Here is a 23520-nt window from a genome sequence, read left to right as displayed (position 1 = left end):
TGTGTACGAGGGCGAGGCGTCCCATGGGGCGAAAGATGTGGCTGGCGGATTCGGGCGAGCGGGTCCAGTCCGGACACACGGCGGACGAAGGCAAGGAGAGCGAGCCGCAGGACGGCGCCTTGTCCCGCGAGATACGGATGTGGGAGGGCCACCGGGCGCCGGACGGGAGCGACCTCGTACGGACCGTCGCCTACCCGGAGCGGCCGCTTCCCCCGGGCGGGCTGGACGCGTACCAGAAGGCACGTAAGCAGGGCAGCCGCTCCATCGTCCTGTGGGCCGACCCTCACCGGGAGGGGAAGCTGGCGACGGTGGTCACCAGGACGGCGTCCAAGGGCCGCCCGGCGACGTACGACGTGGTGGACGAGTCCGGGGCGCCGCTCGGCTCGATCGTCCGCGAACCGGCCGCGAGGGGCGGGCGGGTCAGGACCCGCTGGACCGTACAGCAGACCGGCCACCCAGTCGCCGTTGGCCTCAAGGGGCACCCCTTCTGGTGGGTCGTGTGGTGGCTGATCTGGCCCGTACAGCTGGCCCTCGCCTTCCTGAGCGTCCTCGGGGGCGGCGGCGCCGCGGCCCGGACACCGCGGCGCACGAAGTGGCGGATCGACGGCGAGACCGTCCTGGACTGGCACGACGGCGGCTACGAGTTCCAGCTCTCCCTCCTCGCGGACTGGTGGGACGAACGGCTGGTCGCCGCCCTGGTCGCGCTGGAGGAGAGCCACGAGAGCCGGCTCGGCGACGCGTGGGACAACGCCTCGCACTAGGCAGTTCCGTTGGCGGCGATTCCCGTGCGGCCTCAGGTGCCAGGTAGGGGTTGGCATGGGTCAGATGGCAGCCGACGTGGAGAATCACACCCATCGCCAGCGGCAGGGGTTGTGCCGTGCGCCTTCTCGGCGGGCGCGGTGCTCGCCTCCGTCTCGCCGGAGTCCGGCCGCGCGTTCGAGCCGTTGGGCGAGGCCGTGGCGGAGCTGAACAAGTTCGCGGCGCTGCTGGTCTTCGACGTGCCGGGCGCTCGTCTCTTCGACGTCGAGGACCTCGTCGGCATTCCGGACGACGATGACGAGGACGGCCACGATGGGGGCAGGGAGAAGAGGACCGCCGGGTCAGTCCGGACGGCGTCCCGAGTGGAGGAGGACGACGATGCGCGCACGTGATCTGGCGATGGCATACGAGTCGGTCCGCGTCGATGATGACGCGCTGGAGGCGGCTCGCCTCATGGCCGAGCACCAACTGCCCGGGCTACTGGTCCTGGACCGCGAGGGGGAGCCGAAGGCCATCCTGCCCGCCTCCCAGGTGATCAAGGCGCTCGTCCCGGCCTACGTGATCGAGGACCCGGCACTTGCGGCCGTCATCGACGAGAAACACGCCGACCGGCTGTGCGAGGGGCTGCGTGGCCGCCGGGTCGGCGACCTGCTGTCCGACAAGGCGGCCCGGCCGCCGATCGCCGATCCCGACGACACCGCGCTGGAGGTGGCCGCGCTGATGGCGCAGGCGCGCAGCCCGCTGGTGGCGGTGGCGAGGCGGGACAAGGCGGGACTGCGTCTGCTCGGGGTGATCACCGCCTCGCAGCTCCTCCACCGACTCCTCGGACATGCGGAGCCCTATGAGTGACTGGCACAGCTGGGCGGCGATCGCCGTCTTCGTCGTCGCCTACGCGGCGATCATCAGTGAACATGTCCACCGGACGGCCGCCGCCCTGGCCGGGGCGGCCGTCATGCTCACGATCGGTGCCACCGACGACAAGGCCGCCTTCTTCGACGAACGTTCCGGAATCGACTGGAACGTCATCTTCCTGCTGCTGGGGATGATGGCGATCGTCGGAGTCCTGCGGCAGACGGGCCTGTTCGAGTATCTGGCGATCTGGGCGGTCAAACGCGCCCACGGCAAGCCGTTCCGCGTGCTGACCATGCTGATAGTCATCACCGCGTCCGCCTCCGCGCTGCTGGACAACGTCACCACGGTCCTGCTGGTCGCCCCGGTCACCCTGCTGGTGTGCGAACGTCTCGCGCTGCCGGCGGCGCCCTTCCTGATCGCGGAGGTGATGGCGTCCAATATCGGCGGCACCGCCACGCTCGTCGGTGACCCGCCGAACATCATCATCGCCAGCCGGGGCGGGCTGACCTTCAACGACTTCCTCGTCCATCTGGCCCCGATCGCCGTGGTCCTGACCGCCGTACTGGTGGTGCTGTGCCGGGTGATGTTCCGCAAGGCGCTGGTGTACGACGAGGAGCGGGCCGCCGAGGTGATGGCGCTGGAGGAACGGGAGGCCATCCGCGACCACCGGCTGCTGTACCAGGGTCTGGGCGTCCTGGCCCTGGTCGTCTTCGGGTTCGTGGCGCATCCCGTGCTGCACTACGCGCCGAGCGTGGTGGCCCTGCTCGGTGCCGGATTGCTCGTCGCCGTCTCGACGGTGGAGACGGGTGAGGCGCTGAAGGAGGTGGAGTGGCCGACGCTGGCGTTCTTCGCCGGGCTGTTCATCATGGTCGGGTCGCTCATCGAGACCGGTGTCATCGGGGAGATCTCCCGCGCACTGGCTGACGCCACCGGCGGCAGCGAACTTGGCGCGGTCATGCTCCTGTTGTTCGGCTCGGCAGTGCTGTCGGGGATAGTCGACAATATTCCGTACGTCGCGACCATGGCCCCCATCACCGCCGACCTGGCCCACGGGTTCGGCGGCGGCGACGGTGTCCATGTGCTGTGGTGGGCGCTGGCACTCGGCGCCGACCTGGGCGGCAATGCCACGGCCATCGGCGCCTCCGCCAACGTGGTCGTCCTGGGCATCGCCGAACGCAACCGCCAGCCCATCTCCTTCTGGCAGTTCACCCGGTACGGCCTGATCGTCACCGCCGTGACGGTGGCCCTGTCCGCCGGATATCTGTGGCTGCGGTACTTCGCCTTGAGCTGACGCTACGACGTTCACAGGGAGCCGACCGATGAGACAGCCCCGGATACCTGATGACTTCCTCGGCGGGTACGAGCGGATGCTCACCGACGTCGCCGCGACCGGCCGACTGCTGCTCCGCCCCGAGCTGGACGAACTGCGAGATCTGGGGGAGCGGGCGGCCGAGGCGGGATTCGGCCTCCGGCAGCTGATCGGGCTGTACCTGGCAGAGACCCGTAGGCTGTGGGGTTCGCTGCCCGGTGCGGTCCGGGCGTCCGGCGCGTCGGCGTCGGCCCGTACCGCCGACGCGCTGCTCGGCGCCATGGACACCGCCGTCGCCGCTCTTGGCGAGGGGCATGAGCGAGCGCAGCGCCTGGCGGTGCGGCAGGAGGAGGCGGCGCGGCGGGAGTTCGTGGACGACCTGCTCTACGGGCGCAGCGACTTGGGCCGGTTGGCCGAGCGGGCGGAACGGTTCGGGCTGCGGCTGGCGCGGAGCCACGCGGTGGCGGTCGCCGAAGGGGAAGAGCGGTATGACGATGTGCATCCGGTGGTACGGCGTGTCGAGCGCGAGCTGATCGCCCGGTTCGGTGAGCACGATGTGCTGCTGTCCACGAAGGACGGGCGGCTGGTGTGCGTCGCGGCCAGCGGTGAGCGTGAGCGCGCGATCCTGGATGCCTTCGTGAGCTGGGTGCACGATCCCGGCAGTGGGTACGTGGGAGCGGGGCGCGTGGCCGTCGGCCGTGAGCACCCGGGGGCCGGTGGCGTGGTGAGCAGTTACGAGGAGGCCCTGAGCGCCTTGGAGCTCGCCGACCGTCTGGAGCTGCCCGGCCCTGTTCTGCGCGCCGCCGACCTGCTGGTCTTTCCGGTGCTCCTGCGCGACCGGGCCGCCATGACCGACCTGGTGCGCACGGTGCTCGGCCCGCTCACGCGGGCCCGGGGCGGGGCCGGGCCGCTTCTGGAGACGCTCACCGCGTGCGCGGGCGCGGGGTACGTCAACGCCGAGGCGGCGCGGCGACTGAACATCGGCGTCCGCACACTCTCCTACCGGCTGGAGCGCATCAGGGCCCTGACGGGCTACGACCCGGGCGACGCGTTGCAGCGCTTCACCTTGGAGACGGCTGCCATGGGGGCGCGGCTGCTGGGCTGGCCGGGGAGCCCGTTGTAGACGCGGCCCCGCCCGTTCGGTTCCGGTGTCACCAGGCCGTCAGGAACGCGTGGAGATTGCCGGGATCCGGCAATGTGCGGCTCGTGGTCCCGGTGTCACGATGTGCCCGGCACCGAGACGGGGGAATCGGGGAGGCGTTGTGGCTGAGTGTCCGCGGACCGCGCAGGAGCGTCCGGCGGTCCTGCCCGGCCTGACGCTCCTCGTCGTGGCCGGGTACCGGCTGGTGGCGCGGATCGGCGGGGCCGGCGGCGGGACTCACGGGGGAGACGGAGTCCGCGCCGGCACCGTCGGCCCACGGCGCACCGCCGTGGCCGTGACCGGAATCGCGCTGGCCTGGTTCGTCGCGCTCGCCGGGGACGCGCTGACGGATTGGCACTGGCTGCGCGTCGCCGTGCTGCCGACCGTGGCGGGCGCGGGCTGGGCGGGTGTCAGGTTGCAGCGACGGCTGACCCGCCACCTGTTCTCGCCCGCCGGGCCGCTCGATCGCCCTCGGCCCGGCGTCGATCGCCTCGTGTCCCGGATGTGACCCGTACCACCACCCTCGTTGCTCAGGGTCAAAGGGCCTGGCCGGTCTCCGCGCGACAGGACCTGATGAGGCATGTGGAGGGCATGCGGGTCTCAGAAGGTGGCGGCGATGTCGTCGTAGGTGGCCTCGTCGACCAGGCCGGAGTCGTCCAGGACGTTCTGGTGGTCGAGGACGGTGAGGTTGACCTCGGAGGCGAAGCGGCGCATCAGGGAGTTCTTGGTGCTGGCGCGGACCTGGGCGATCGTGACGAAGATCTTGCCGTGGGTGCCGCGGAGGATGTTGGCGAACTTCTTGTCGAAGTCGGCGCCCTGGGCGTCCTCCAGGGTGCGGACGAAGCCCTGCTGCTCGGCGCTGGCCTCGTCCGGCAGGGGGACGTTGAGCGCTTCGGCGGTGTTGCGGACGAACTCGTCCAGCTTGGAGTGTCCGTCCATGACGTGCATCCCGGCCCGTTTGACGGCCTCGCTGGTGGCGTGGGTCTGGGCGAGCCGCCCGGCCGGGGCCTCCCACAGGTTGGCCTGCCGCACCTTCGCCAGGAACTCCATGTCCAGCTTGCTCACCGGCCCGGCCGTGGTGACCACATCACCCGGCGCGGCCGGCTTGGCGCTGGGGAAGTTCGACGAGGAGTTCTCCGTGGCGTTGGCGTCGCCCCGGGTGGCCCACACGATCGCTCCGGCCACGACGGCCAGGGCGAGGAGCAGGACGCCCGCGATGGTGAGGTTGCGTGAGCGGCCGGATGCCGACCGGGCGTGCGCGGTCATGGTGCCTCCTGGATCGGGAGTGCGTCCGCCTGCGGGGGCGGACACCTGCGTCGTGGGCACGGAGCACGCTAGGCTTTTAGACAGTGCAAAATTTGCACTTTGATAAAGCATGCGGAACCGATGGCCGGGGACCCTCCGATTCGCTACGCTCCCCCGCTCCCCGACGGCGCGAGTGCGGACCCCGGCCGCCTACGCCGCCTACCCCGCCTACGCCGCCTACGCCGCCTACGAGGAGGAGACCGGTCGATGCCGAACCGCCGTACGCGGGTGCCCCCTCCTTCCGGGCTGCGCAGGGCGATGTTCCGGGCGCCGCTCCTGCTCTACCGCTGGCGCCTGGGGTGGCTGCTGGGTGGCCGGATGCTGCTGCTCACGCACACGGGCCGGACGAGTGGCCTGCCGCGGCAGGTCGTCCTGGAGGTGACCGGTCGTGACCCGGCGACCGGGGCGTACCACCTCGCCTCCGGTTTCGGCCCGTCCGCGCAGTGGTACCGCAACATCCGGCGCACTCCACACGTCACCATCCAGGTCGGACGGCGCCGGATGCCGGCGGTCGCCGAACCGCTGGATCCCGAGGAGTGCGGCCGCCTGATGGCCACCTACGCGCTGCGCCATCCACGCCTGGCCAGGGGCCTGATGCGCATGTGCGGTCTGGAGACGGACGGCAGCGCGGAGGACTACCACCGCATCGGGCGTGACCACATCCCCTTCGTACGCGTCCTCCCCGACGAACGGCCCGCGCCGCGGTGAGTCACCGCGCTCGCGGAAACGCGCTGACGTGAGGTCAGGGGTTCCCGGCGGGGACCGCGGGCGCGTGGAGCGCGCTCAGCACGGTCTGGTGGGTGAGCCAGCCGACCGGTTCGCCGGTCTCCGCGTCCAGGACGGGCAGTCCGGCGCCGTCGGCGGCGACCAGGGTGTGCAACGCCCCGCTCAGGGGCGCGTCGGCGGTCACCGCCGGGGGCCGTTCGGCGAGGTCCGCGACGACGCGCGGGGTGGCGTGCGCGTCGAGGGCGGGATCGGGCTCGGTGAGTGCTTCGGCCACGGCACGTGCGGTGACCACACCCGCGTACCGCCCGTCCCGGCCGGTGACGGGCAGGACTCCGTGCCCGGAGCGGGCGATCACATCGGTGGCGTCCTCCAGCTGCAGGCCGCCGGACAACGCGGCGGGGAGTTGCTCCATCACGTCGCGGACGCTCGCGCCGGCCAGTGAGGACCCCAGCCGTGCGCTGTCCAGGTCGATGCCGCGGCGGCGCAGCTTGAGGGTGTAGATGGTGTCGCGTGACAGCAGGCGGCTGGTGAGCGTGGCCAGGACGATGGCGAGCATCATCGGCAGGATGATGGTGTACTGCCCGGTCAGCTCGAACAGCACGATCACGGCGGTGATGGGGGCGCGGGCCGCGCCCGCGAAGGCCGCGCCCATCCCGACCAGCCCGTAGGCGCCCACCGCTCCCGCGGTGCCGGGCAGCAGATCGTGGGCCGTCACGCCGAAGGCGGTGCCGGTCATCGCGCCGAGAAAGAGGCTGGGCGCGAACACCCCGCCCGAGCCGCCGATACCGATGGTCAGGCTGGTCGCCACGATCTTGCCGACCAGCAGGAGCAGCAGCAGGCCCATGGCGTACCGGCCTTCGATGGCGTTCTCCAGGACCGGGTAACCCACCCCGTACATCTGGGGCAGTACGAGCAGCAGGCCGCCCAGCAGCAGGCCGCCGACCGCCGGGCGCAGCCACTCAGGCCCGCGCCAGGCCCAGTCGCAGGCGTCCTCGATCAGGTACAGCACCCGGGTGAACGACACGCCGACCGTGCCCGCGATCACCCCTAGCAGGGCGAACAGCAGGTACTGCGCGGGATGGGCGACATGGAAGGCGGGCAGGGTCAGGAACGCCTCGTCCCCCAGCACCGCCCGGCCGATGACGCTGGCGGTGACGCTGGAGAGGACGATGGCACCGAAGGACTCCACGGCGAAGTCCCGCAGGATCAGCTCCATGGCGAAGAACACCCCGGCCAGCGGGGCGTTGAAGGTGGCCGAGATCCCGCCGGCCGTACCGCAGGCGACCAGCAGCCGCCTGAGGTCTTCCGGCACCCGCAGCACGCCCCCGACCGTTGAGCCCAGCGCCGAGCCGATCTGCACGATCGGCCCCTCCCGGCCCACCGAGCCGCCCGACCCCATGCACAGCGCCGACGCGACCGCCTTGACCACCGCGACCTGCGGGGCGATCCGTCCCCCGCGGTGGGCGACGGCATACATCACCTCCGGTACGCCGTGTCCGCGTGCCTCCTTGGCGAAACGCTGCACCAGCGGCCCGTACAGCAGTCCGCCGGCCACCGGCGCCAGTACGACGAACCACGGGCCGAGCCAGGGCAGCCACGGGTGGGCGGCGTGCCCGGCGGCGGAGTAGTCGGCGTGGCCCGACAGCAGTTCGGTGAAGGTCTGGATCAGCCACCGGAAGGCGATCGCCCCCAGCCCGGCCCCGCACCCCACGACCAGTGCGAGCGCGATCACCCTTCCCGGCGCCTGTCCCGCGCCGTTCAGGAGCCGGGTGCCCGCTCGGACGGGGGAGGAAGACGCCCGCCGGGAACTAATCGTTTCACTGGCCATGTTTTGCATTATGCAAAAGAATGCCTCCGGCGCACAGACGGCGTCGGCTCGGGTGTCAACCGCGCGGGGTGTCGCATGTGATGGCCGGGGGCGCCGAAGCCGCCTCCGGGCGTCACCAGGTCGCGTGCGCCCGCGGGCCGTTGGCCACGGAGGGCTCGCCGCCCGCCTCCGTGAACGCCTGCAGCGCCTCGATGAGATGACGCCGCTGACCGGGCGGCATGACATCGACGATGCCCGCGATCTCCCGCCGCCGTCGGCCGGTGGCCTCGTTCACAATCCGCCGACCGTCCTTGGTGAGGGAAATCACGCTGGTGCGCCGGTCCTCCGCGGTGACACCGCGCGCCACCATGCCCGCCGCGACCAGGCGGTCGATCATGCGCATCGCGGTCGAGGGCTGCACCCCCAGCTCCCCCGCCAGCCCGGACAGACTCAGCGGCCCCCGGCCGTCGAGCACGACCAGCATCCGGAACTGCGGCAGCGTCAGGGAATCCTCCACCGCGGCCAACGACCGGGCGGAGACGGCGACAAGCAGCCTGGACGCGGTCAGCAGAGCGGTGACCATCGCCTCGGCGTCGGACTCGGAGGCTGGAGAAGGGCGGGCCATACGCCCTTTCTACCGCCCCGGTCCCGACGCCGTGTGCCCGGTGGACCCCGGACGCCCCTGGTCCGGACCGCCGGGGGGCGACGGGGTGGCGATTGCGGTGTCCGCTCCGACATCGGCGACCCGGGCGCCGGACGGGGGCATGCCGCGAGCTCCTCGACGCCGCCGAAGGGCGCGGACGTTCCGCTCCGGCGGGCGCCCATCCGGTTGCGGCAGCGGTGGCTCGGAATCCCGGTCCGCGTACAAGGGCCGTCAGTTGTTGTCGCCAGCCCGCTATCATCCCGATGTGGAACGTTCCCAAAACACATCGCCGACCATGGTCGTCTGGGATCTCGGCGGCGTCCTGGCGCCGTCGGGCCGTGCGCTGACCGCTCTCGCCGAGGCCCTCGACGTATCCGAGTCCGAACTGGCCGAACCGTACTGGACTCACCGGGACGCCTACGACCTGGGCGCCTCCCCGGACGCGTATTGGCGGCCGATCGCCGAGGTGCTGGGGCGCCCGCTCGACGGGGCGTGGGTCGAGCGACTCGACCGGATCGACACCGACTGCTGGACGGCCCTCGCGCCCGACGCCGCGGCGCTGCTCGCGCGACTGGTGAAGCGGGGAGCGCCCTTGGGGGTCCTGTCCAACGCCCCGGGCTCGATGGCGCGGGCGGTCCGCCGGGCGCCGTGGAGCGATGACTTCGAGAGCCTGGTCTTCTCGTCGGATCTCGGCCTGATGAAACCGGATCCACTCGTCTACCGGGCCGCCGACGAACGGCTGGGCCGCGCGCCGTCGGAGGTGGTGTTCTTCGACGACCGTCCGGAGAACGTCGCGGCCGCCCGCGCGCACGGCTGGCGTGCGCACGTATGGACCGGAGGCGACGCGGCCGCGGCGGTGCTCGCCCGGGAGGGCGTGCTCGATGACTGACCGGCCGCGCAACCCGACGATCATAGACGTGGCCGGGCGGGCCGGGGTGTCCAAGTCGGTGGTGTCCCGCGTCGTCTCGGGGCGCGGCAGTGTGGGGGAGGAGACCCGGCAGCGGGTCCTCCGGGCCGCGCAGGAGCTGGGCTACGTCGTCAACGCGTCGGCGCGGGCCATGGTGGCCCACCGCACGTACACCGTCGGGGCGTTCGTACGGGACGCCGCGACGCCCTTCTACGGCCACCTGCTCACCGCGATGCAGGAGCGCGCGGCCTTCCACGGTTACCGGGTGGTCACCGCGACCGGGTCCGGCCGGTTCGAGGAGGACGACGAGTACCGGGCCCTGGAGACTCTCGCCATGCTGCGGGTCGAGGCGCTGATCGTGTGCAGCGGGCTGTTGCCGAGCGAGCGGATCCTGCCCTTCGCCGAGCGGCTGCCGACGGTGGTGGCGGGACGCCCGGAGACCCATCCCAGCATCACCAGCGTCTACTGCGACGAGGACGAGGGCGGCGTCGCGCTGGCGGACCACCTCGTCGGGCTCGGGCACCGCGAGGTCGCGGTGGTCACCGTACCGACGAGCCACTCCGTGACGCTGGGGCCCCGGACGGCGGCCATGGCCCGCCGGTTGCGGGAGCGGGGCGCGCATGTGCTGGAGATTCCCGGTTCGCACCGGGAGACGGCAGGCGCCTGGGCGACCGAGGTGCTGCGGCATCCCGGGATCACCGCGGTGATGGCACCCAGCGATCGCCATGCGCTCGCCCTGCTGGAACAGCTTCGACTCCGGGGGGCCGCCGTGCCGGAGCAGCTGTCCGTCACCGGCTACGACGGCATCGGCGATCTGACGACGTCCCTGATCGGTCTGACGCACTGGCGTCAGCCCATCGACCTGATCGGCGGCGGAGCCGTGGACGCCCTGGTGCAGTTGCTCGACGGTGAGCAGCCTCCCGACCATCACCGGGCGCTGCCGGGTGCGCTGGTCGTCGGGCGGACGACGGCACCGCCCGCGGCCTGATCGGGTGCCGGCGGCGGGGTTTGCAGATTGTTCACCTTGCGGGTCCTTTGGGGTCCGACTGGAAGTGGGAACGTTCCACTCATGATTGGGAACGTTCCACTTCGACGCGGTGGACCGCGCGGACCGGACGGACCGGGCAGACCGAGCGCGTCGCACGCACCGGCCGGAGCCGGTGGGCCGCGTCGTCGGTACATACGGCGCGGGTCGCGTTCATCGGCTGCCCCGGCCGCACGGCCCCGCGCCCTGGCCGCGCCGCTCATGGCCCTGCCGTGCGTCGGGCTGCTGCTCGTCTTCGCGTACTGGCCGGTCGTCCGAGGTGTCGCACTGAGCCTGTACGGTACCGACCTGCTGGGTAACCCCTCCTGGTTCGTCGGCGGCGCCCACTACGTCGACGTGGTCTCCGACCCGGACATGCGGCGGGCACTGCTCACCACCGGGGCGATCGCCGGGCTGAGCGTGCTGCTCTCCGTGGGCGGCGCGCTCGCGGCGGCACTCCCGCTGCGCCGGGCAGCCGGCAGGCCGCGAGCCGTGGTGTCAGTGCTGTTGTCCCTGCCGTTCGCCTACTCGGCGGCAGCGGCGGCGGCCGTGTTCGCGGGGCTGTTCGCGCCCGCGGTCGGGACGCTCAACCAGGTGCTGGCCCACCTGGGCGTCACCGGCCCGCCATGGCTGCAGTCACCGACATGGGCCATCATCAGCGTCTCGCTCGCCACCGCCTGGTACGAGTTCGGTTTCGCCTTCCTCGTCCTGCTGGCCGCGCTGACCCAGCTCGACCAGTCGGTCATCGAGGCGGCGGCGCTGGACGGCGCCTCGGGTCTGCGGCTCGCCCGGTCGGTGATCATCCCCATGCTGCGGCCGAGTCTGGTGTTCCTCCTGGTCACCCAGACCATCAGCGGACTGCAGGTGTTCACCCAAGTCCAGGTGCTCACCCGGGGCGGCCCGGCCGACGCGACGTCGACGCTGGTGTACGAGCTGTACCAGCGTGCGTTCGGCGAGGCGCTGCCCCACGTCGGCTCCGCCTCGGCCCTGGCCGTGGTCCTGCTGGCCCTCGTCCTGGCGATCACCGCACTGCAGTTCCGGGTGCTGCGGAGGTGGACATGAGACGCCGTCAGGCCGGTTCCGTACTGCGCTGGCTGTGGCTCTGCATCGTGGTCGCGGTCGTCACGTTCCCCGTCTACGTCACCGTCGTCACCGCCCTGCTCCCGTCGGGCGACGTCGCCACCGGCCGCCTCGTCCCGGTGCCGGACCAGCTGACCCTGGCCAATGTGCGCGCGGCGCTGGACTCCGCTCCGCTGTCCAGCCAGTACCTGGTCAGCGTGGCCGTCACCGTCCTGCAGTCGGCCGCCCAGCTGACCACGGCCGCGCTGGCCGCGTACGCGCTCGTGTTCCCCCGCTGGCGCGGCCGGGGCGTCGTCTTCGCCCTGGTGCTGGCCACCCTGGCGTTCCCTGGCGAGAGTCTGGTCATCCCCAACTTCGAACTCGCCACCGCGCTCGGGCTGCGCGACACCCTGCTCGGGATCGTCGTGCCGTATCTGGCCGCGGGCTACGCGGTCTTCCTGCTCCGCCAGGCGTTCCTCGCCCTGCCGAGAGAGACCTGGGAGGCCGCCCGGCTGGACGGCTGCGGCGACCTGCGGGCGCTCGTGCACGTCATCCTGCCCATGGCACGACCGCAGTTGATCACGGCGGCGATGTGGTGCGCCCTGTCGGCGTGGAACGGCTACTTCTGGCCGCTGCTGATCACCGACTCGCCTCAGCGGCGCACCATCCAGGTCGGCCTCGCCCAACTCGTCGTCGACCAGGCCACCACACCTGCGGTGATCTACGCCGGCACCCTGCTCGTTCTGCTGCCGACCCTGCTGCTGGTCCTGTTCGGGCAGCGCTTCCTGGTCCGCGGGCTGGCCTCGCGGGTCACGACGTAGACGCCCCCACCACTCACCCGCACGTGCCGGCAAAACGGCTCCCCCGCACGCGCGGAGAAAACCGCTCACCCGTGACGCGCCGAGAAAAGGAAGACGATCCCCCATGTCCTCACGCTCCTCCCGCTCCTCCCGCCCCGGACGATTGCCTGTCCTGGCCGCATTGCTCACGACGGTCACCGTGACGACCCTCACCGCCTGCGGCGGCTCCGGTGAGGAGGCCACCGGAGCCGCGCCCGGACCGTCGGCGCTGGGCGCGGCGAAGGGACCGGTGACCGTGACCCTGTGGCACGGGCTCGGCGGACCGGCCGGCAAGGCGTTCCAGAAGGAGATCGACGCCTTCAACAAGGCCAACAGCGGAAAGATCGTGGTCAAGTCCTCGTTCCAGGGCAGTTACGCCGACGCCATCGCCAAGTACACCTCCGCGATCCGCGACGGCGGCACGCCGAGCATCATGGTCTCGAACGACATCACCACCGGCTATCTGCGCGACGCGCACCAGACCGTCTCCGCCCAGGACATGGCGGCCGCGAACCCCAAGGACCTGGACCTCGACCGGCTCCGCCCCGCCGCGCGCGACTACTACACGGCCGACGGCGAGCTGCTCGCCGTACCACTCAACACGTCCATGCCCCTGCTGTACGTCAACGACGAGCTGCTGGACCGGGCAGGCGTCGACCGCTCGTCGCTCGGCACCCTGGAGGGCGTGGCCGCCGCGGCCCGCAAGATCCACGCCCGGGTACCCGGCGTCAAGGGCATCGACATGCCCCTGGACGGCTGGTGGTTCGAGCAACTCACCGCCGCGGCCGGGGCCTCCTACTGCACGCCCGACAACGGCCGCAAGGGTGACGGGGCCACGGCGCTGTCGCTGACCGGCGGGCCTCAGCGCAAGGCGATCGGCACCATGGCCGAGCTCTACACCGATGGCGCCGCGCTCAACACCGGTGTCGACGGCAACGCCGCCCTGTCCGCTTTCACCGCGGGCAAGACCGCCATGATGTTCAACTCCAGCGGCGCCATCGGTGGCCTCGAGGAGGCGAAGATGACCGGCTACACCGCGCTGCCCTACCCCCTCTCGGGTTCGCCGTCTCACGCGGGTGCGGCGATCGGCGGTGCCGCGATGTGGGTGGACCAGGCCGGGCACAGCAAGGCCGAGCAGGTGGCGAGTTGGAAGGCGATCAGCTATCTGGCGTCCGCCGAGGCACAGGAACGGTTCGCCAAGGCGTCCGGCTACGCCCCGATCAACACCGAAGTCGACAGCTCCGCCACCTGGAAGCAGTTCCTCGCGAAGAACCAGCCCTATGCCGTGCTCGGCAAGCAGTTCGCGGACACACGGCCCACGACAGCCACCTCCGGCTGTCTCACCGGCGCGATGTCCGGCGTACGAGCCGTGGTCGTACCCGAGATGCAGCAGGCGTTCAACGGCAAGGCCCCCCTCGACACCGCGCTGAGGGCGGCGGAGAAGGCGGCCACCGCCAAGATCAAGGACTACCGAGGGCAGGCCGGACAGTGACCATGCCCCCGACCCCCATGGCAACCCCGGCCGTGACCGCAGCCCCGGCCGTGCCGGCGACCGCGACCGTGACCGCAGCCCCGGCGGTGACGGCGACGGCGGCCGAACCGACCGACCGGTTCGCGCAGGCCCCCGGCGACCCGTACCGCTACGGCGTCTACCTTCGCCCCGACCCCGCGACCTGCGCAGCCGTCACGGCCGTGACCTCACAGTTGCGGGCGCAGTACGGGATCGTCTCGGCCGGTGCGTTCCCGCCCCACGCGACCCTGGTCGGCAGTCGGCACATCGTGGCGCCGGCCGAGGAGATCGTCGCCGCGGTCACACGGGGACTGGCCGGAGCGTCGCCCATCACCGTTCACAACGCGGGCGTCCGGCGGCAGGGGGTGGGCCTGGTCTACGACGTCCATCACCTCGCCGACGGCGTCACCCCGAACGCGGCGTTCACGGACCTGGCCGCCCGGGTCGACCAGGCCGTCGTACCGCTGGAGATTCCGGCACCGAACCCCATGGGTCACCAATTCGACGCGGACACCTTCCGGGCTCATCTCTCGCTGGTGTCACACGACATGTACGTACGCCCCGACCTGTCCGAAGAGGTCGAGGAGTACGTCAGAGGACTGCCGGTGCCGTTCCCCAAGAGCTTCCCCGGCAACACGGTCACCCTCTACCGCACCCGCAGCGACGACTGGTCGGGCCGCTGGTGGCAGACCCTTACCTGGGAGCACGTCCACACCTGGCGCCTGCCGCACTGAGCGGTTTCTCCCGCTGTCCCCCTTGCGCACAGCCCCCGTGGCGCGGCTGCTGCTGTGTGAGGGGGCCGGCCGCCTGCCCGGAAGATTTCCGAGAGGTGCGGGTGCGGCCACAGCGGCGGTGACGACAGCGCCGACCGCCGGCCGGTCTGCCGACCCCTGGCCGCGACGGCGCTTGGTGTGGCCGAGTGACCATGGTGGTGGCGGAGCACCGTTCAGAGCAGTTGCTGCTGCCAGTCGGCAAAGGTGTCGCGAATCGCTGCGGCTGGGTGGGAGTCAGACGGTCCCGCTCGACGGTGTATCCGGCGGCTTCGTAGGCGGTGGTGATCCGCTCCACGGCCTGGCCCATCTCGCGGCTTGCCCTGTCTGACAGTGAGTGGCCGTCCGTACCGACCGGAACACATTTTGTAGTGTGGCATCAGCACATAGCGGATACGAACGTGCACGGGGGGAAGGCATGGTTGGCATCACATGTAGTCAACTCGGCGGTGTGACGGGGAAGCCGTGGGGCGCGGGGGAATCCGGCGGAGTGAAGTCGGACCGGAGGACGCGGCACACCGGAAGCGAATTGGTCGCCTTGCTGAGCAACGTGGAGAATGCGACAACCACCGGCGCCGGCAGCCAGGACAAGGGTCGGTGACCTGAACGGTGGACTACGCGACGCTGAAGGGCCTCAAGCCCAGCGAGTTCGAGGGCGCGGCCGACGGCTACCAAACGACCAGCGACATGGCTGGCCGGGCCAGGCAGGCGCTGGAGCGCCGGATCGCCGCCCAGATGCGAGAGTCCCTGGAGGGTGAAGCCGCCACGGCGGCGTACAACCAGTTACGGAACCTCTCGGAGAACTTCCACTACGTGGAGGTCGAGTGCGGCCTGGTCAGCACCGCTCTGAACGCGCTGGCTTTCGATCTGCGAGCGGCGAAGAAGAAGCTGGACGCGACAATCGAGGACGCCCAGGCGGAGAAGCTGACGGTGAACGCGGACGGCTCGGTGAGCTATCCGCCCGGTGGCGACGAGGTCGACGGCAAGACCCCCAAGGGCGGCAAGGTCACCGGCAGTGCCAGGGCACACGAGTCCGGTGCCCCCATAGACCCGGGCAAAGACGCGAATGACATCGCCGACGCCCTGGACCGGCAAGCCGGGAATCAGCACCCGAACCCGTACTTCAGCCGGGCGATCGAATACGCCGACCGGATCGCCCAGGCTGTCCAGGAGGCGACCGAGGCCGACGAGCGGTGGGCGCCGAAGCTGCTCAAGTTGAAGGCCGACGATGATCTGAACGTCTCTGACAAGGACTGGATCGACACGGACAGGGACACCGGCGGGGTCAGGTCGGGCGCCAAGGACTACCTGGATCACATCAAGAATCCGCCGGGGGACGGCAGCCCCAAGGAAAACGCAGAATGGTGGAAAGGCCTGTCCCAGGACGAGAAGGACGCCTATATCGCCCTCCACCCGAAGGCTGTGGGCGGCATGAACGGCTTGCCCGCCGCCGTCCGGGACGAGGCCAACCGCACCCATCTGGACGTGATGCATGCCAAGTACCAGGAGGAGTTGAAGAGCATCCCCGAGGAACCTCTGGTCAAATACAAGACGATTCCGGGCAGCGGAGGTTATCCGGTCCAGGTCTTCACCGATGAATACGCGAAGTGGTACTACAAGTACAACGACCGCAGGGACCATCTGAACGCCGCTCTGGATGGCATGGAGGCGATCCAGAAGCGTTTTGACGAGACCGGCGGAAAGAAACACATACCCGAGGCGTATCTACTCGGTTTCGATCCGGAGAAGAACGACGGTCGCGTCATCATGGCCACCGGAAACCCGGACACCGCCGATCACACTGCGGTGTATGTGCCGGGCACCAAGACGCACATCGGCAGTATCGGCGGAGATCTCGACCGCGGGGAAAGGCTCTGGGCGGAGAGCAATAAACTGGATCCCAACTCCAAGGTCTCCACAATCACCTGGTTGGGGTATGACGCCCCGGACGCCATTCCGGACGCACGGCACGACAAATACGCGGCTGCTGCGGCGCCCCATCTCCGTCAGTTCCTCGACGGCAATCGGGCGGCGCATGAGGCGGCGGCCGGCAACCATGGCCATACGACCCTCATTGGGCACAGTTACGGCAGCACGGTCATCGGTGATGCCAGCAAGTCCCATACCTCCTACGACCCTCATGGCGGTGCCTTGCCCGTTGACGACATCTTCGCGGCGGGCAGCCCCGGCATGCAGGTGGGGCACGCGTCCGACCTCGGCATCGGGAGCGACCATGTCTGGGCCATGAAGGCCGGCGGTATTGGGGGAGATGACTGGTGGGTCCGGGAAGGGGGGCGGAAGGTTGGGCTCGGTGGTGACGGGAACATTCCCACCGACCCCGAGTTCGGCGCCCACCGAGTGACATCAGGTGTCGAGGGCCATGGTGACTACTGGGATGATGAAACCACTGCGCTGTGGAATCAGGCCGCAGTGATCACCGGCAGCTACGACAGGGTTCAATATGATTAAATTGACTTCTGGGAAAGTTTGGTCGGTGCTCTTCGTGATTCCGATCCTTACCTTTATTGCGGGGTGTTCCCAGATGGGCGACAAAAAACCTGCGGACACAGTGGATGTCCGTGATGTCGGCACTATGGAAAAGAAGACGGAGAAAATGTCCAGTATGATTCTGGACATCATTGACCTGAAGAAGGCGAAGGTCACCGAGCCTGGTCCGGGGGCGCTACCGTGCTCGAAATACCCTGATGACGCGGGAGTGCAGCGCATGCACCATCCCTGGAGCGTCTATGACGTGCCGTTTGATGATCTGTCCCGCAGTTTTGAGCGGCTGCGCACGGAGCTTCCCCAACACGACTGGAAGATCGTCAAAGACGGGCCCGACGGAAGTCCCGCGAAGACACCGCAGATCGTCGCGAACTCTACTCGGGACCACTTCTCCGCAGACATCCGACTACTCGATCAGCGCAGGCATCCTGACAAGACGTCATTGATTGCGGTGACGGTCGTCTCCGACTGTTTTCGCGACAAATCGCATGAGCCCAGGGAGTCCAACTGAGGGCAGGCCTCCGGACTGACGGCGGGACACCGGCATGACCTGCACGCCGGCCCCGGCCTGTCAGAACCCGCCTTCCACGACCATGCCCGGCTGTCCCTCGTCCGGCTGTCCTTCGCCGAGATCGCCGAGTAGCAAAAGTGCGGCGCCGTCCACCTCATGCCGTGATCCGCATCGACGGGGCCGGTGGCGACTGTCGCCTTCCGGCCTGGGACACGACCGAGCTGCTGACTGACCGCCATGCCTGTCGATGTGTACAGGGCGTTGTCGGCCGAGCGCCGCCTACTGCGGTGGCCACGAGCCGAAAATGTCCTGTGCCCGCAGACCTCCGCCGTGCGGGTTTCCGCGACCGACGTCGACCGCGTCGCGGCCCATGACCGTCAGCTGCTCAGCGAGGCGCTCTACCTCGGCCATGACTTCGTGGGGCAGGCCGCCTCCGACATGCTCGGCATCGAGGTCGTAGTCCCAGGTCCAGTTACCGCTCACGCGGAGATCCTCGTGGACCCACCCGTTGGTGCCGGGCACCGGCGGCGATGCAGCAGCGGCTCCCTATCCTTTCGCCCAGCACGGACGAAGGAGCACTGTGGCGGGAACAATCGAAACACGGGTGGCTGTCGTCGGGGCCGGGCCCGCCGGCCTGACACTGGCAACGCTGCTGCACCAGCGGGGCGTCGGCTGCGTGGTGATCGACAAGTTCCGGCGCGACCAGCTGGTGGCCAGGTCCCGTGCCGGTTTCCTGGAACGCCGCACCGCGCGGCTCCTGGACGACCTCGGGCGTTCGAAGCGGCTGCACGCTGAGGGCCTGCCACACACGGCGTGCGAGTTCCGGTGTGACGGCGAGGTCGTGCGGCTGGACTACGCGGACCTGTGCGGAGGCACCCCGAGCTTCGTCTACCCACAGCACGAGCTGGTGGCCGATCTGCTGGACGGGTACGTCTCGGACGGCGGAACGGTACTGCTGGGCAGCCCCGTCGTCGGCCTCGGCACCGAGCGGGCGCTGCCGGTGGTGCGATGCGCGGACGGCACGGTGGTGCGGGCCGAGGTGGTGGTGGAGGCAGCCGGCCAGTACGGCCCCGTGCGCGCCGCCCTGCCCGCCGACGCCTTCACCCAGTACGACATCCGGCACGGTGTGCGGCTCCTCGGCGTCCTGGCGCAGACTCCGCCCTTCGCGCCCCACACCGTCTACGGTCAGCACCGCGACGGGTTCGCGGGGCAGATGCTGCGGTCCGCGGAGGTGACGCGCCTGTACCTGGAGGTGCCCCCGGGCGAGAGCCTGGAGGACTGGCCCGAAGCACGCATCTGGCGCGAGCTGGATGCCCGGTTGGCGCTCCCGCCGGGAGCGCTGCGGCGGGGGCCGGTGCTCGAGCGGTCCCTCGTGGAGATGCGGACCTGGGTGGTGGAACCCATGCACCTCGGGCGGGTGGCGCTGGTGGGTGACGCGGCGCACATCGTGCCGCCCTCCGGTGGCAAGGGGATGAACCTGGCCATGGCCGACGCGGCCGATCTCGCGGCCGCCCTGGGCCGGCACTTCCGCGAAGACTCCGCAGGGGACCTCGACGAGGTGCTGGCGGCATACTCCCGGCGGCGCCTCGCCGACGTGTGGCAGGTGCAGGAGTTCAGCCACTTCATGCTCCACCTCCAGCACGGCCCGCTTCCCGGTACCCCGGACGCGGGGTACCTCGAAAAGCTGCGGCGGGCCCGGCTGTTCCGGCTGCGTGACGACCCGGCCTACGCGCGCGCCTTCCTGGAACGCTACATGGGACCCGAACTCCCGCCGGGCCTGTGACCCGCAGAGTCGACCGCTCTCGCGCTGCCGGTGGCCCTCATCGTGTCCGTCCGCGTCACTACCCGCCTCGTCTGGCTCCGACGGCCCAGGTACCCCACAAAGCCCCCCCGCCTACGAACAGCCGCAGGCGGGGGTCTTTGCCGGTCAGGCTTGGTGGCGGAGCACTGTTCAGAGGAGTTGCCACTGCCAGTCGGCGAACCGCGTCCCCGAGGCTGGAGTCGGTGACGTTCAACCTGGTATAGGTGGGGGTCAGGTGGGCTTGTTCGACGGTGTACCGGCGGCTTCGTAGGCGGTGGTGATCCGCTCCGCGGCCTGGCTCATCTCGCGGCTCGCCCTCTCGACGTGGGCGAAGAGGACCACTTCGTCGCTGATTCGGTTGACGATGTGGTGGGCCTACACGGCGTAGCCGCCCGCGAGGGCGTATCCGTAGTCCTTGGCGAGAGCGTCCAGCCCGATGCGGATCAGTTGGCGGTGCAGCTGGTCCACTAGGCGGCTGCTGTCGTGGCGCCCGGTTTCCGGAGTTCGGGGAAGCGGGTTTCCCACGCCGTTTTGACCGGGAGGGGGAGGAACAGCTCGCGCCACACCTTCCGCAGGGACATGGCGTTCAGATATGCGGCGAGGTCCTCGCGTGTCTGGGCCTCGCGGATGACCCGCTCGTTCATCAGCCGGAAGTCGGCCTCGTCGGTCAGGTCGTAGACGTAGCGCGGTCCCCAGTCGATGTGGCGTGGCAGCGTGACACTGCCGACTGTCGGCCCGCTCAGCTCGTCGAGCGACTCCGGCAGTACGTACGGCTTCGCCGCTGCGTACCTGCACATGGATCGAGCATGCCCGATGGGGACTGGCGAGGGCGTCGCAGTGCGGATGGTGCACTAGGGAGTGAACGTGGCGCCGAACGCGTGGGACAGCTGGACAACGAACAAGCCCCGGGCCGGTGGCCTGAGGCTTTGTGCTGGAGCGGGTGACGGGAATCGAACCCGCGCTCTGAGCTTGGAAATCACGGGCACCGGTCGATGTGAAACAGGTTCTGACCAGCTGAAATGGGTTGACGGCGGTGCCGTGACAGGACTCATCGAAGACCCTGGTGGACCGTGGTTCGCCGCCCGATCGGACACGCATCGGGCACGGACTGGTACCTGGGTAGCGAGCACCGGTTCGTTAGGAAGCGGTCGGTGCGTACAGCCGAGCCAGGCAGGTAGACACCCGCATCAGGAGGTCGATCGCCGCACGGTGCCGCTCCTGAAGGGCCCCTGCCTCCGCTTCTCACCCCAGCTACCGGGTGTGGCCCACGGGCGTCAATGCTGGAGCGGTCATCAATGGGATCGGGAGCTCCGAGGCTCGCCAGTTTCGCGGCCACTGCGGCCGCCGCCGCCCGGGCGATGCGCGGCGGCTCCCAACCCCGTGGGGGACGGCCAGCCGCTGATACAGCTCACGACGTACATGACGCTGAGGCAGCGGCTCCGCGCCTACGGCGATCCGCCATGCTCTCCTCGGCAACGGCGACCGAGTCGACCTTGAGCAGGCCGTCACGCGGCTGTATGCGGCACTATCACCTCTATGGATCTTGAAGGAGTCGGCGCAATAGCCGCCGCAGGCGTCACTGCGGTCGGAATCCCAGCGGCTCTACTCGTCGGTCGGTGGCAGATGCGTGCAGCGCTGCGCACGGCTGACGAGACAGGCCGGGCAGGTATCGCCCAGGCTGAGGCCACGTACCGCGCTGCCCTCGACGCGGTGCGCGCCGAGGCATCCGCTGCGCATGTCCAGTGGCGCCGCAGTGTCCAGCGAGAGACGTACGCCTCGTTCCTACTTGCGTCCCACCAGGTGACCGAAGCAGCTAAACGCCTTGATGAAGACCGGGTGGATAGCGAGGTTGCAGCAGCTCACAAGGCAGACCTTGCCATCGCTGAGGCGGCGGTGCGCGCCGCATTCCTCGTTGTGACCCTTGAAGCTCCCGGAACCGTCGCCGACGCTGCACAACGCGTACTCACGCACACGTTGGCGATCGCTGACGCTCAGAAGCGGCAGGCAGCGATGGGGCGAGCCTGGGTCACTCTCGACCGTATGTGCGACGCGGAACGCAATTCCCCCGCAGGCAGTAGGCCAGCGATAGACCTCATGGAAGCTCTAACTTTACTCGGCTCAGTCTTGATGACCAATCCTCAAAGAGCTGACCGCCGCTCTCTAGAGGAGCAGGCGGCGGCTGCGGTTGATGAGGCGTTTAATGCCTTTCCGCCCGGGACCTTTGACCTAGGGGACCAGACCCTCCTGCGGGACGTGCAACATCAGGAGCCTGCACGCGCACGCAGCGCCTACCAGGAGGCGAGCGAGGCGCTGCTCGCAGCACACGCGGAGTTCGTCAACGTGGCCCGCGCCGAGCTAGATGCCCTCGGCCGCCCCTGATGCGCTCTGCGCGGGTTACTAGCCTTCGCCCAGGTACCTTAAAGGCGACCGCGAGGTCCGTGCTGGCGCTCAGAGTCATCCTCGGTAGGGCAGTCGAGGGTGAATTGCTGCAACGAAACCCGTGCCTTGTCCGAGGAGTTGGGAAGGAGTCGCCTCCGGAGCGTCCATCGCTCCATCTGGTGTGCTGGTCGCGCTTCGTCCCGAACTACGGGCCGGTCGCTGAGGTCTGCCGGGCTGGCCGCTCCACGGCCATGAACATGAAGAAGCCCCGTCCTCCGAAATGTCCTGTGTCCGCAGACCTCCGCCGTGCGGGTTTCCGCGACCGACGTCGACCGCGTCGCGGCCCAGGACCGTCAACTGCTCTTCGGCCACCACTTCGTGAGACAGGCTGCCTACGACATGGTCAGCATCGGGGTCGTAGTCCCAGGCCCAGTTATCGCTCAGGTGGAGATCTCGCGCTGCGCCAGGTCTGTGATCTGTCGCATCTCGGCGAGTGCGGAACGCAGGGCCTCGCGGTCCGTTGCTGCTTCTGCCTCGGCTTCCAGTTCACTCAGGCGGGCCGCCCTCACGGGGTAGCGCTGGATGGCGACGAATTCTCCCCACCACAGCAGGAACGTACGCAGCGGAGCGATAGTGCTCTGAGTGGCGGCTTGTTCAACCGCGCGGTCGAGGTGCTCGACGAAGGAAGGCAACTGGGCGGGGGCGATTTGGGCGACCGCTGCTCGGAGCGCTGCTGGAGTGAGCGCCGGCATGGGTATCAGGGGCCTGTCGGGGCAGAGGGCTGCTCGGTCATCGGAACGTCTCCTGGGCGCCGGTCTGCGTGATCATCGTGCCGTTGTGAGCCTACGCCCGCGTCCCGTCCGCCACATAACAACCGACCCGTCTCGATCGCTCTGGCCCAAGCCTGATCGCGTTGTGCTGGATCTTGGTGCGTCGACGCGAGCTGCCGGAGACACCCGCGGCCTTGAGCAACAAAGAAGCCCCGGGCCGCTGGCCTGGGGCTTTGTGCTGGAGCGGGTGACGGGAATCGAACCCGTCCTCTGAGCTTGGGAATCACGGGGCCCAACGAGCTTGGAAGTGGGCCCGACCTGCTGAAATGGACTTCCCGGTGGGAGCATTCTGGCCATTCCGAAAACCCTGATTGACCGTGGTTCACCGTCCGATCGGGCACGCTACGGGCACGGCCGCGGTTGCAGGGAAGTGCCACCGTGCGCCCCTCGATGCACCCCGCTGGAGCCGTTACGATCCGCCGACATGACCAAGAAAAAGAAAAACCAACTTTGGGCGCATTGGGGACTATTCGTCTTTATTGTGGCGATTGCTGGCTGGCTGACGTCAGACATAGGGCCTGCTGGCATCGCGGCACTTTCTGGTCTCAGCTTCCTTTGGTTCTTGTTTCAGGCTCCGGTCCCATGCGGCGCTCTGAATCGGGGCGACGTAGAGCAGTGCCGTAATAACGGGCGGGGTGTGTTGCGAGGTTGTCGCATTAAGCAGCACCAGTGGCAGAAATTGAAAGCCATTGTAATCAGGCGCCGATGGCGTCAAATTTCCGCAGAACTATTTCCTAATGCCACTACATCACTTGCCAGCGTGGGCGCCGTCATTGCACTCGTGTCTTCGCTCATTGGCATAGTGAAGACTTTTATTGGGTGAAATCACTCCGTTGTCACTCA

At 69.3% G+C, this 23520-nt stretch carries 24 protein-coding genes; 18 read left to right on the top strand and 6 right to left on the bottom strand.

The features are described 5' to 3' along the window. Positions 1–23 precede the first annotated feature (23 nt). The 6 genes from J8403_RS21045 to J8403_RS21020 all read left to right on the top strand — a co-directional run bounded on the left by J8403_RS21045 (position 24) and on the right by J8403_RS21020 (position 4569). Positions 24–761 (top strand): hypothetical protein, encoded by a 738-nt coding sequence (locus J8403_RS21045; RefSeq protein ID WP_211124520.1) that lies wholly within the window; start codon positions 24–26, stop codon positions 759–761. Between the two features lie 111 nt (positions 762–872). Continuing rightward, a complete protein-coding gene (locus J8403_RS21040) occupies positions 873–1151 on the top strand; it encodes a hypothetical protein (RefSeq protein ID WP_211128727.1) in 279 nt (92 codons plus the stop codon). Then, positions 1138–1608, top strand: a complete 471-nt coding sequence (locus J8403_RS21035; protein WP_211124519.1) for a CBS domain-containing protein — start codon at positions 1138–1140, stop codon at positions 1606–1608. Before J8403_RS21040 ends, J8403_RS21035 begins: the two co-directional genes overlap by 14 nt. Then, complete coding sequence (locus J8403_RS21030) at positions 1601–2902, top strand: ArsB/NhaD family transporter (protein WP_211124518.1); 1302 nt, start codon at positions 1601–1603, stop codon at positions 2900–2902. Before J8403_RS21035 ends, J8403_RS21030 begins: the two co-directional genes overlap by 8 nt. A 28-nt stretch (positions 2903–2930) precedes the next feature. Beyond that, entirely contained in the window at positions 2931–4043 is a 1113-nt protein-coding gene (locus J8403_RS21025) for a PucR family transcriptional regulator (RefSeq protein ID WP_211124517.1), read from the top strand. 139 nt (positions 4044–4182) lie between these two features. Then, complete coding sequence (locus J8403_RS21020; RefSeq protein WP_211124516.1) at positions 4183–4569, top strand: hypothetical protein; 387 nt, start codon at positions 4183–4185, stop codon at positions 4567–4569. Positions 4570–4661: 92 nt separating this feature from the next. On the opposite strand, the gene J8403_RS21015 is transcribed toward J8403_RS21020, so the two are convergent. Next, complete coding sequence (locus tag J8403_RS21015; RefSeq protein ID WP_211124515.1) at positions 4662–5327, bottom strand: DUF4142 domain-containing protein; 666 nt, start codon at positions 5325–5327, stop codon at positions 4662–4664. 246 nt (positions 5328–5573) lie between these two features. Between J8403_RS21015 and J8403_RS21010 the strand changes: the two genes are divergently transcribed. Further along, positions 5574–6074 (top strand): nitroreductase family deazaflavin-dependent oxidoreductase, encoded by a 501-nt coding sequence (locus J8403_RS21010; RefSeq protein WP_211124514.1) that lies wholly within the window; start codon positions 5574–5576, stop codon positions 6072–6074. A 34-nt stretch (positions 6075–6108) separates the two neighbouring features. On the opposite strand, the gene J8403_RS21005 is transcribed toward J8403_RS21010, so the two are convergent. Next, the gene (locus J8403_RS21005) at positions 6109–7821 is read right to left on the bottom strand and encodes a chloride channel protein (RefSeq protein ID WP_211128355.1); all 1713 of its coding nucleotides are present in this window, start codon (positions 7819–7821) and stop codon (positions 6109–6111) included. A 211-nt stretch (positions 7822–8032) separates the two neighbouring features. Further along, the gene (locus J8403_RS21000) at positions 8033–8524 is read right to left on the bottom strand and encodes a MarR family winged helix-turn-helix transcriptional regulator (RefSeq protein ID WP_211124513.1); all 492 of its coding nucleotides are present in this window, start codon (positions 8522–8524) and stop codon (positions 8033–8035) included. 283 nt (positions 8525–8807) lie between these two features. On the opposite strand from J8403_RS21000, the gene J8403_RS20995 reads away from it, so the two are divergent. From J8403_RS20995 to J8403_RS20960, 8 genes are all read left to right on the top strand, one after another. Further along, the gene (locus tag J8403_RS20995) at positions 8808–9431 is read left to right on the top strand and encodes an HAD-IA family hydrolase (RefSeq protein ID WP_211124512.1); all 624 of its coding nucleotides are present in this window, start codon (positions 8808–8810) and stop codon (positions 9429–9431) included. Next, a complete protein-coding gene (locus tag J8403_RS20990) occupies positions 9424–10437 on the top strand; it encodes a LacI family DNA-binding transcriptional regulator (protein ID WP_211124511.1) in 1014 nt (337 codons plus the stop codon). Before J8403_RS20995 ends, J8403_RS20990 begins: the two co-directional genes overlap by 8 nt. 258 nt (positions 10438–10695) lie before the next feature. Continuing rightward, positions 10696–11535 (top strand): carbohydrate ABC transporter permease, encoded by an 840-nt coding sequence (locus tag J8403_RS20985; RefSeq protein ID WP_211124510.1) that lies wholly within the window; start codon positions 10696–10698, stop codon positions 11533–11535. Beyond that, on the top strand, positions 11532–12353 hold the full coding sequence (locus J8403_RS20980; RefSeq protein ID WP_211124509.1) for a carbohydrate ABC transporter permease: 822 nt from the start codon (positions 11532–11534) through the stop codon (positions 12351–12353). The genes J8403_RS20985 and J8403_RS20980 overlap by 4 nt, the downstream gene beginning before the upstream one ends. Before the next feature lie 103 nt (positions 12354–12456). Next, a complete protein-coding gene (locus J8403_RS20975; protein ID WP_211124508.1) occupies positions 12457–13863 on the top strand; it encodes an extracellular solute-binding protein in 1407 nt (468 codons plus the stop codon). A 17-nt stretch (positions 13864–13880) separates the two neighbouring features. Next, positions 13881–14615: a 2'-5' RNA ligase family protein gene (locus J8403_RS20970; RefSeq protein ID WP_211124507.1), complete on the top strand. Its 735-nt coding sequence runs from the start codon at positions 13881–13883 to the stop codon at positions 14613–14615. Between the two features lie 645 nt (positions 14616–15260). After that, on the top strand, positions 15261–17120 hold the full coding sequence (locus J8403_RS20965) for an alpha/beta hydrolase (RefSeq protein ID WP_246585922.1): 1860 nt from the start codon (positions 15261–15263) through the stop codon (positions 17118–17120). Positions 17121–17145: 25 nt separating this feature from the next. Continuing rightward, complete coding sequence (locus J8403_RS20960; RefSeq protein ID WP_211124506.1) at positions 17146–17667, top strand: hypothetical protein; 522 nt, start codon at positions 17146–17148, stop codon at positions 17665–17667. Between the two features lie 279 nt (positions 17668–17946). On the opposite strand, the gene J8403_RS20955 is transcribed toward J8403_RS20960, so the two are convergent. After that, positions 17947–18150: a hypothetical protein gene (locus J8403_RS20955; protein WP_211124505.1), complete on the bottom strand. Its 204-nt coding sequence runs from the start codon at positions 18148–18150 to the stop codon at positions 17947–17949. A 121-nt stretch (positions 18151–18271) separates the two neighbouring features. Between J8403_RS20955 and J8403_RS20950 the strand changes: the two genes are divergently transcribed. Then, on the top strand, positions 18272–19450 hold the full coding sequence (locus J8403_RS20950; RefSeq protein WP_211124504.1) for an FAD-dependent monooxygenase: 1179 nt from the start codon (positions 18272–18274) through the stop codon (positions 19448–19450). 485 nt (positions 19451–19935) lie between these two features. On the opposite strand, the gene J8403_RS20945 is transcribed toward J8403_RS20950, so the two are convergent. Further along, positions 19936–20265 carry a hypothetical protein gene (locus tag J8403_RS20945; RefSeq protein WP_211124503.1) on the bottom strand — a complete coding sequence of 110 codons (330 nt, stop codon included), beginning with the start codon at positions 20263–20265 and terminating at the stop codon, positions 19936–19938. A gap of 739 nt (positions 20266–21004) precedes the next feature. Between J8403_RS20945 and J8403_RS20940 the strand changes: the two genes are divergently transcribed. After that, complete coding sequence (locus J8403_RS20940) at positions 21005–21847, top strand: hypothetical protein (protein ID WP_211124502.1); 843 nt, start codon at positions 21005–21007, stop codon at positions 21845–21847. Positions 21848–22287: 440 nt separating this feature from the next. Here the strand turns inward: J8403_RS20940 and J8403_RS20935 are convergent, their stop codons facing one another. Beyond that, a complete protein-coding gene (locus tag J8403_RS20935; protein ID WP_211124501.1) occupies positions 22288–22599 on the bottom strand; it encodes a hypothetical protein in 312 nt (103 codons plus the stop codon). 502 nt (positions 22600–23101) lie between these two features. Here J8403_RS20935 and J8403_RS20930 point away from each other — a divergent pair. After that, the gene (locus tag J8403_RS20930; protein WP_211124500.1) at positions 23102–23500 is read left to right on the top strand and encodes a hypothetical protein; all 399 of its coding nucleotides are present in this window, start codon (positions 23102–23104) and stop codon (positions 23498–23500) included. Positions 23501–23520 lie beyond the last annotated feature (20 nt).

Source organism: Streptomyces yatensis, assembly GCF_018069625.1.
Lineage (GTDB): Bacteria > Actinomycetota > Actinomycetes > Streptomycetales > Streptomycetaceae > Streptomyces > Streptomyces yatensis.
Note: the sequence above shows the minus strand (reverse complement) of the source record. Positions and strands in the feature narration are given on the sequence as shown.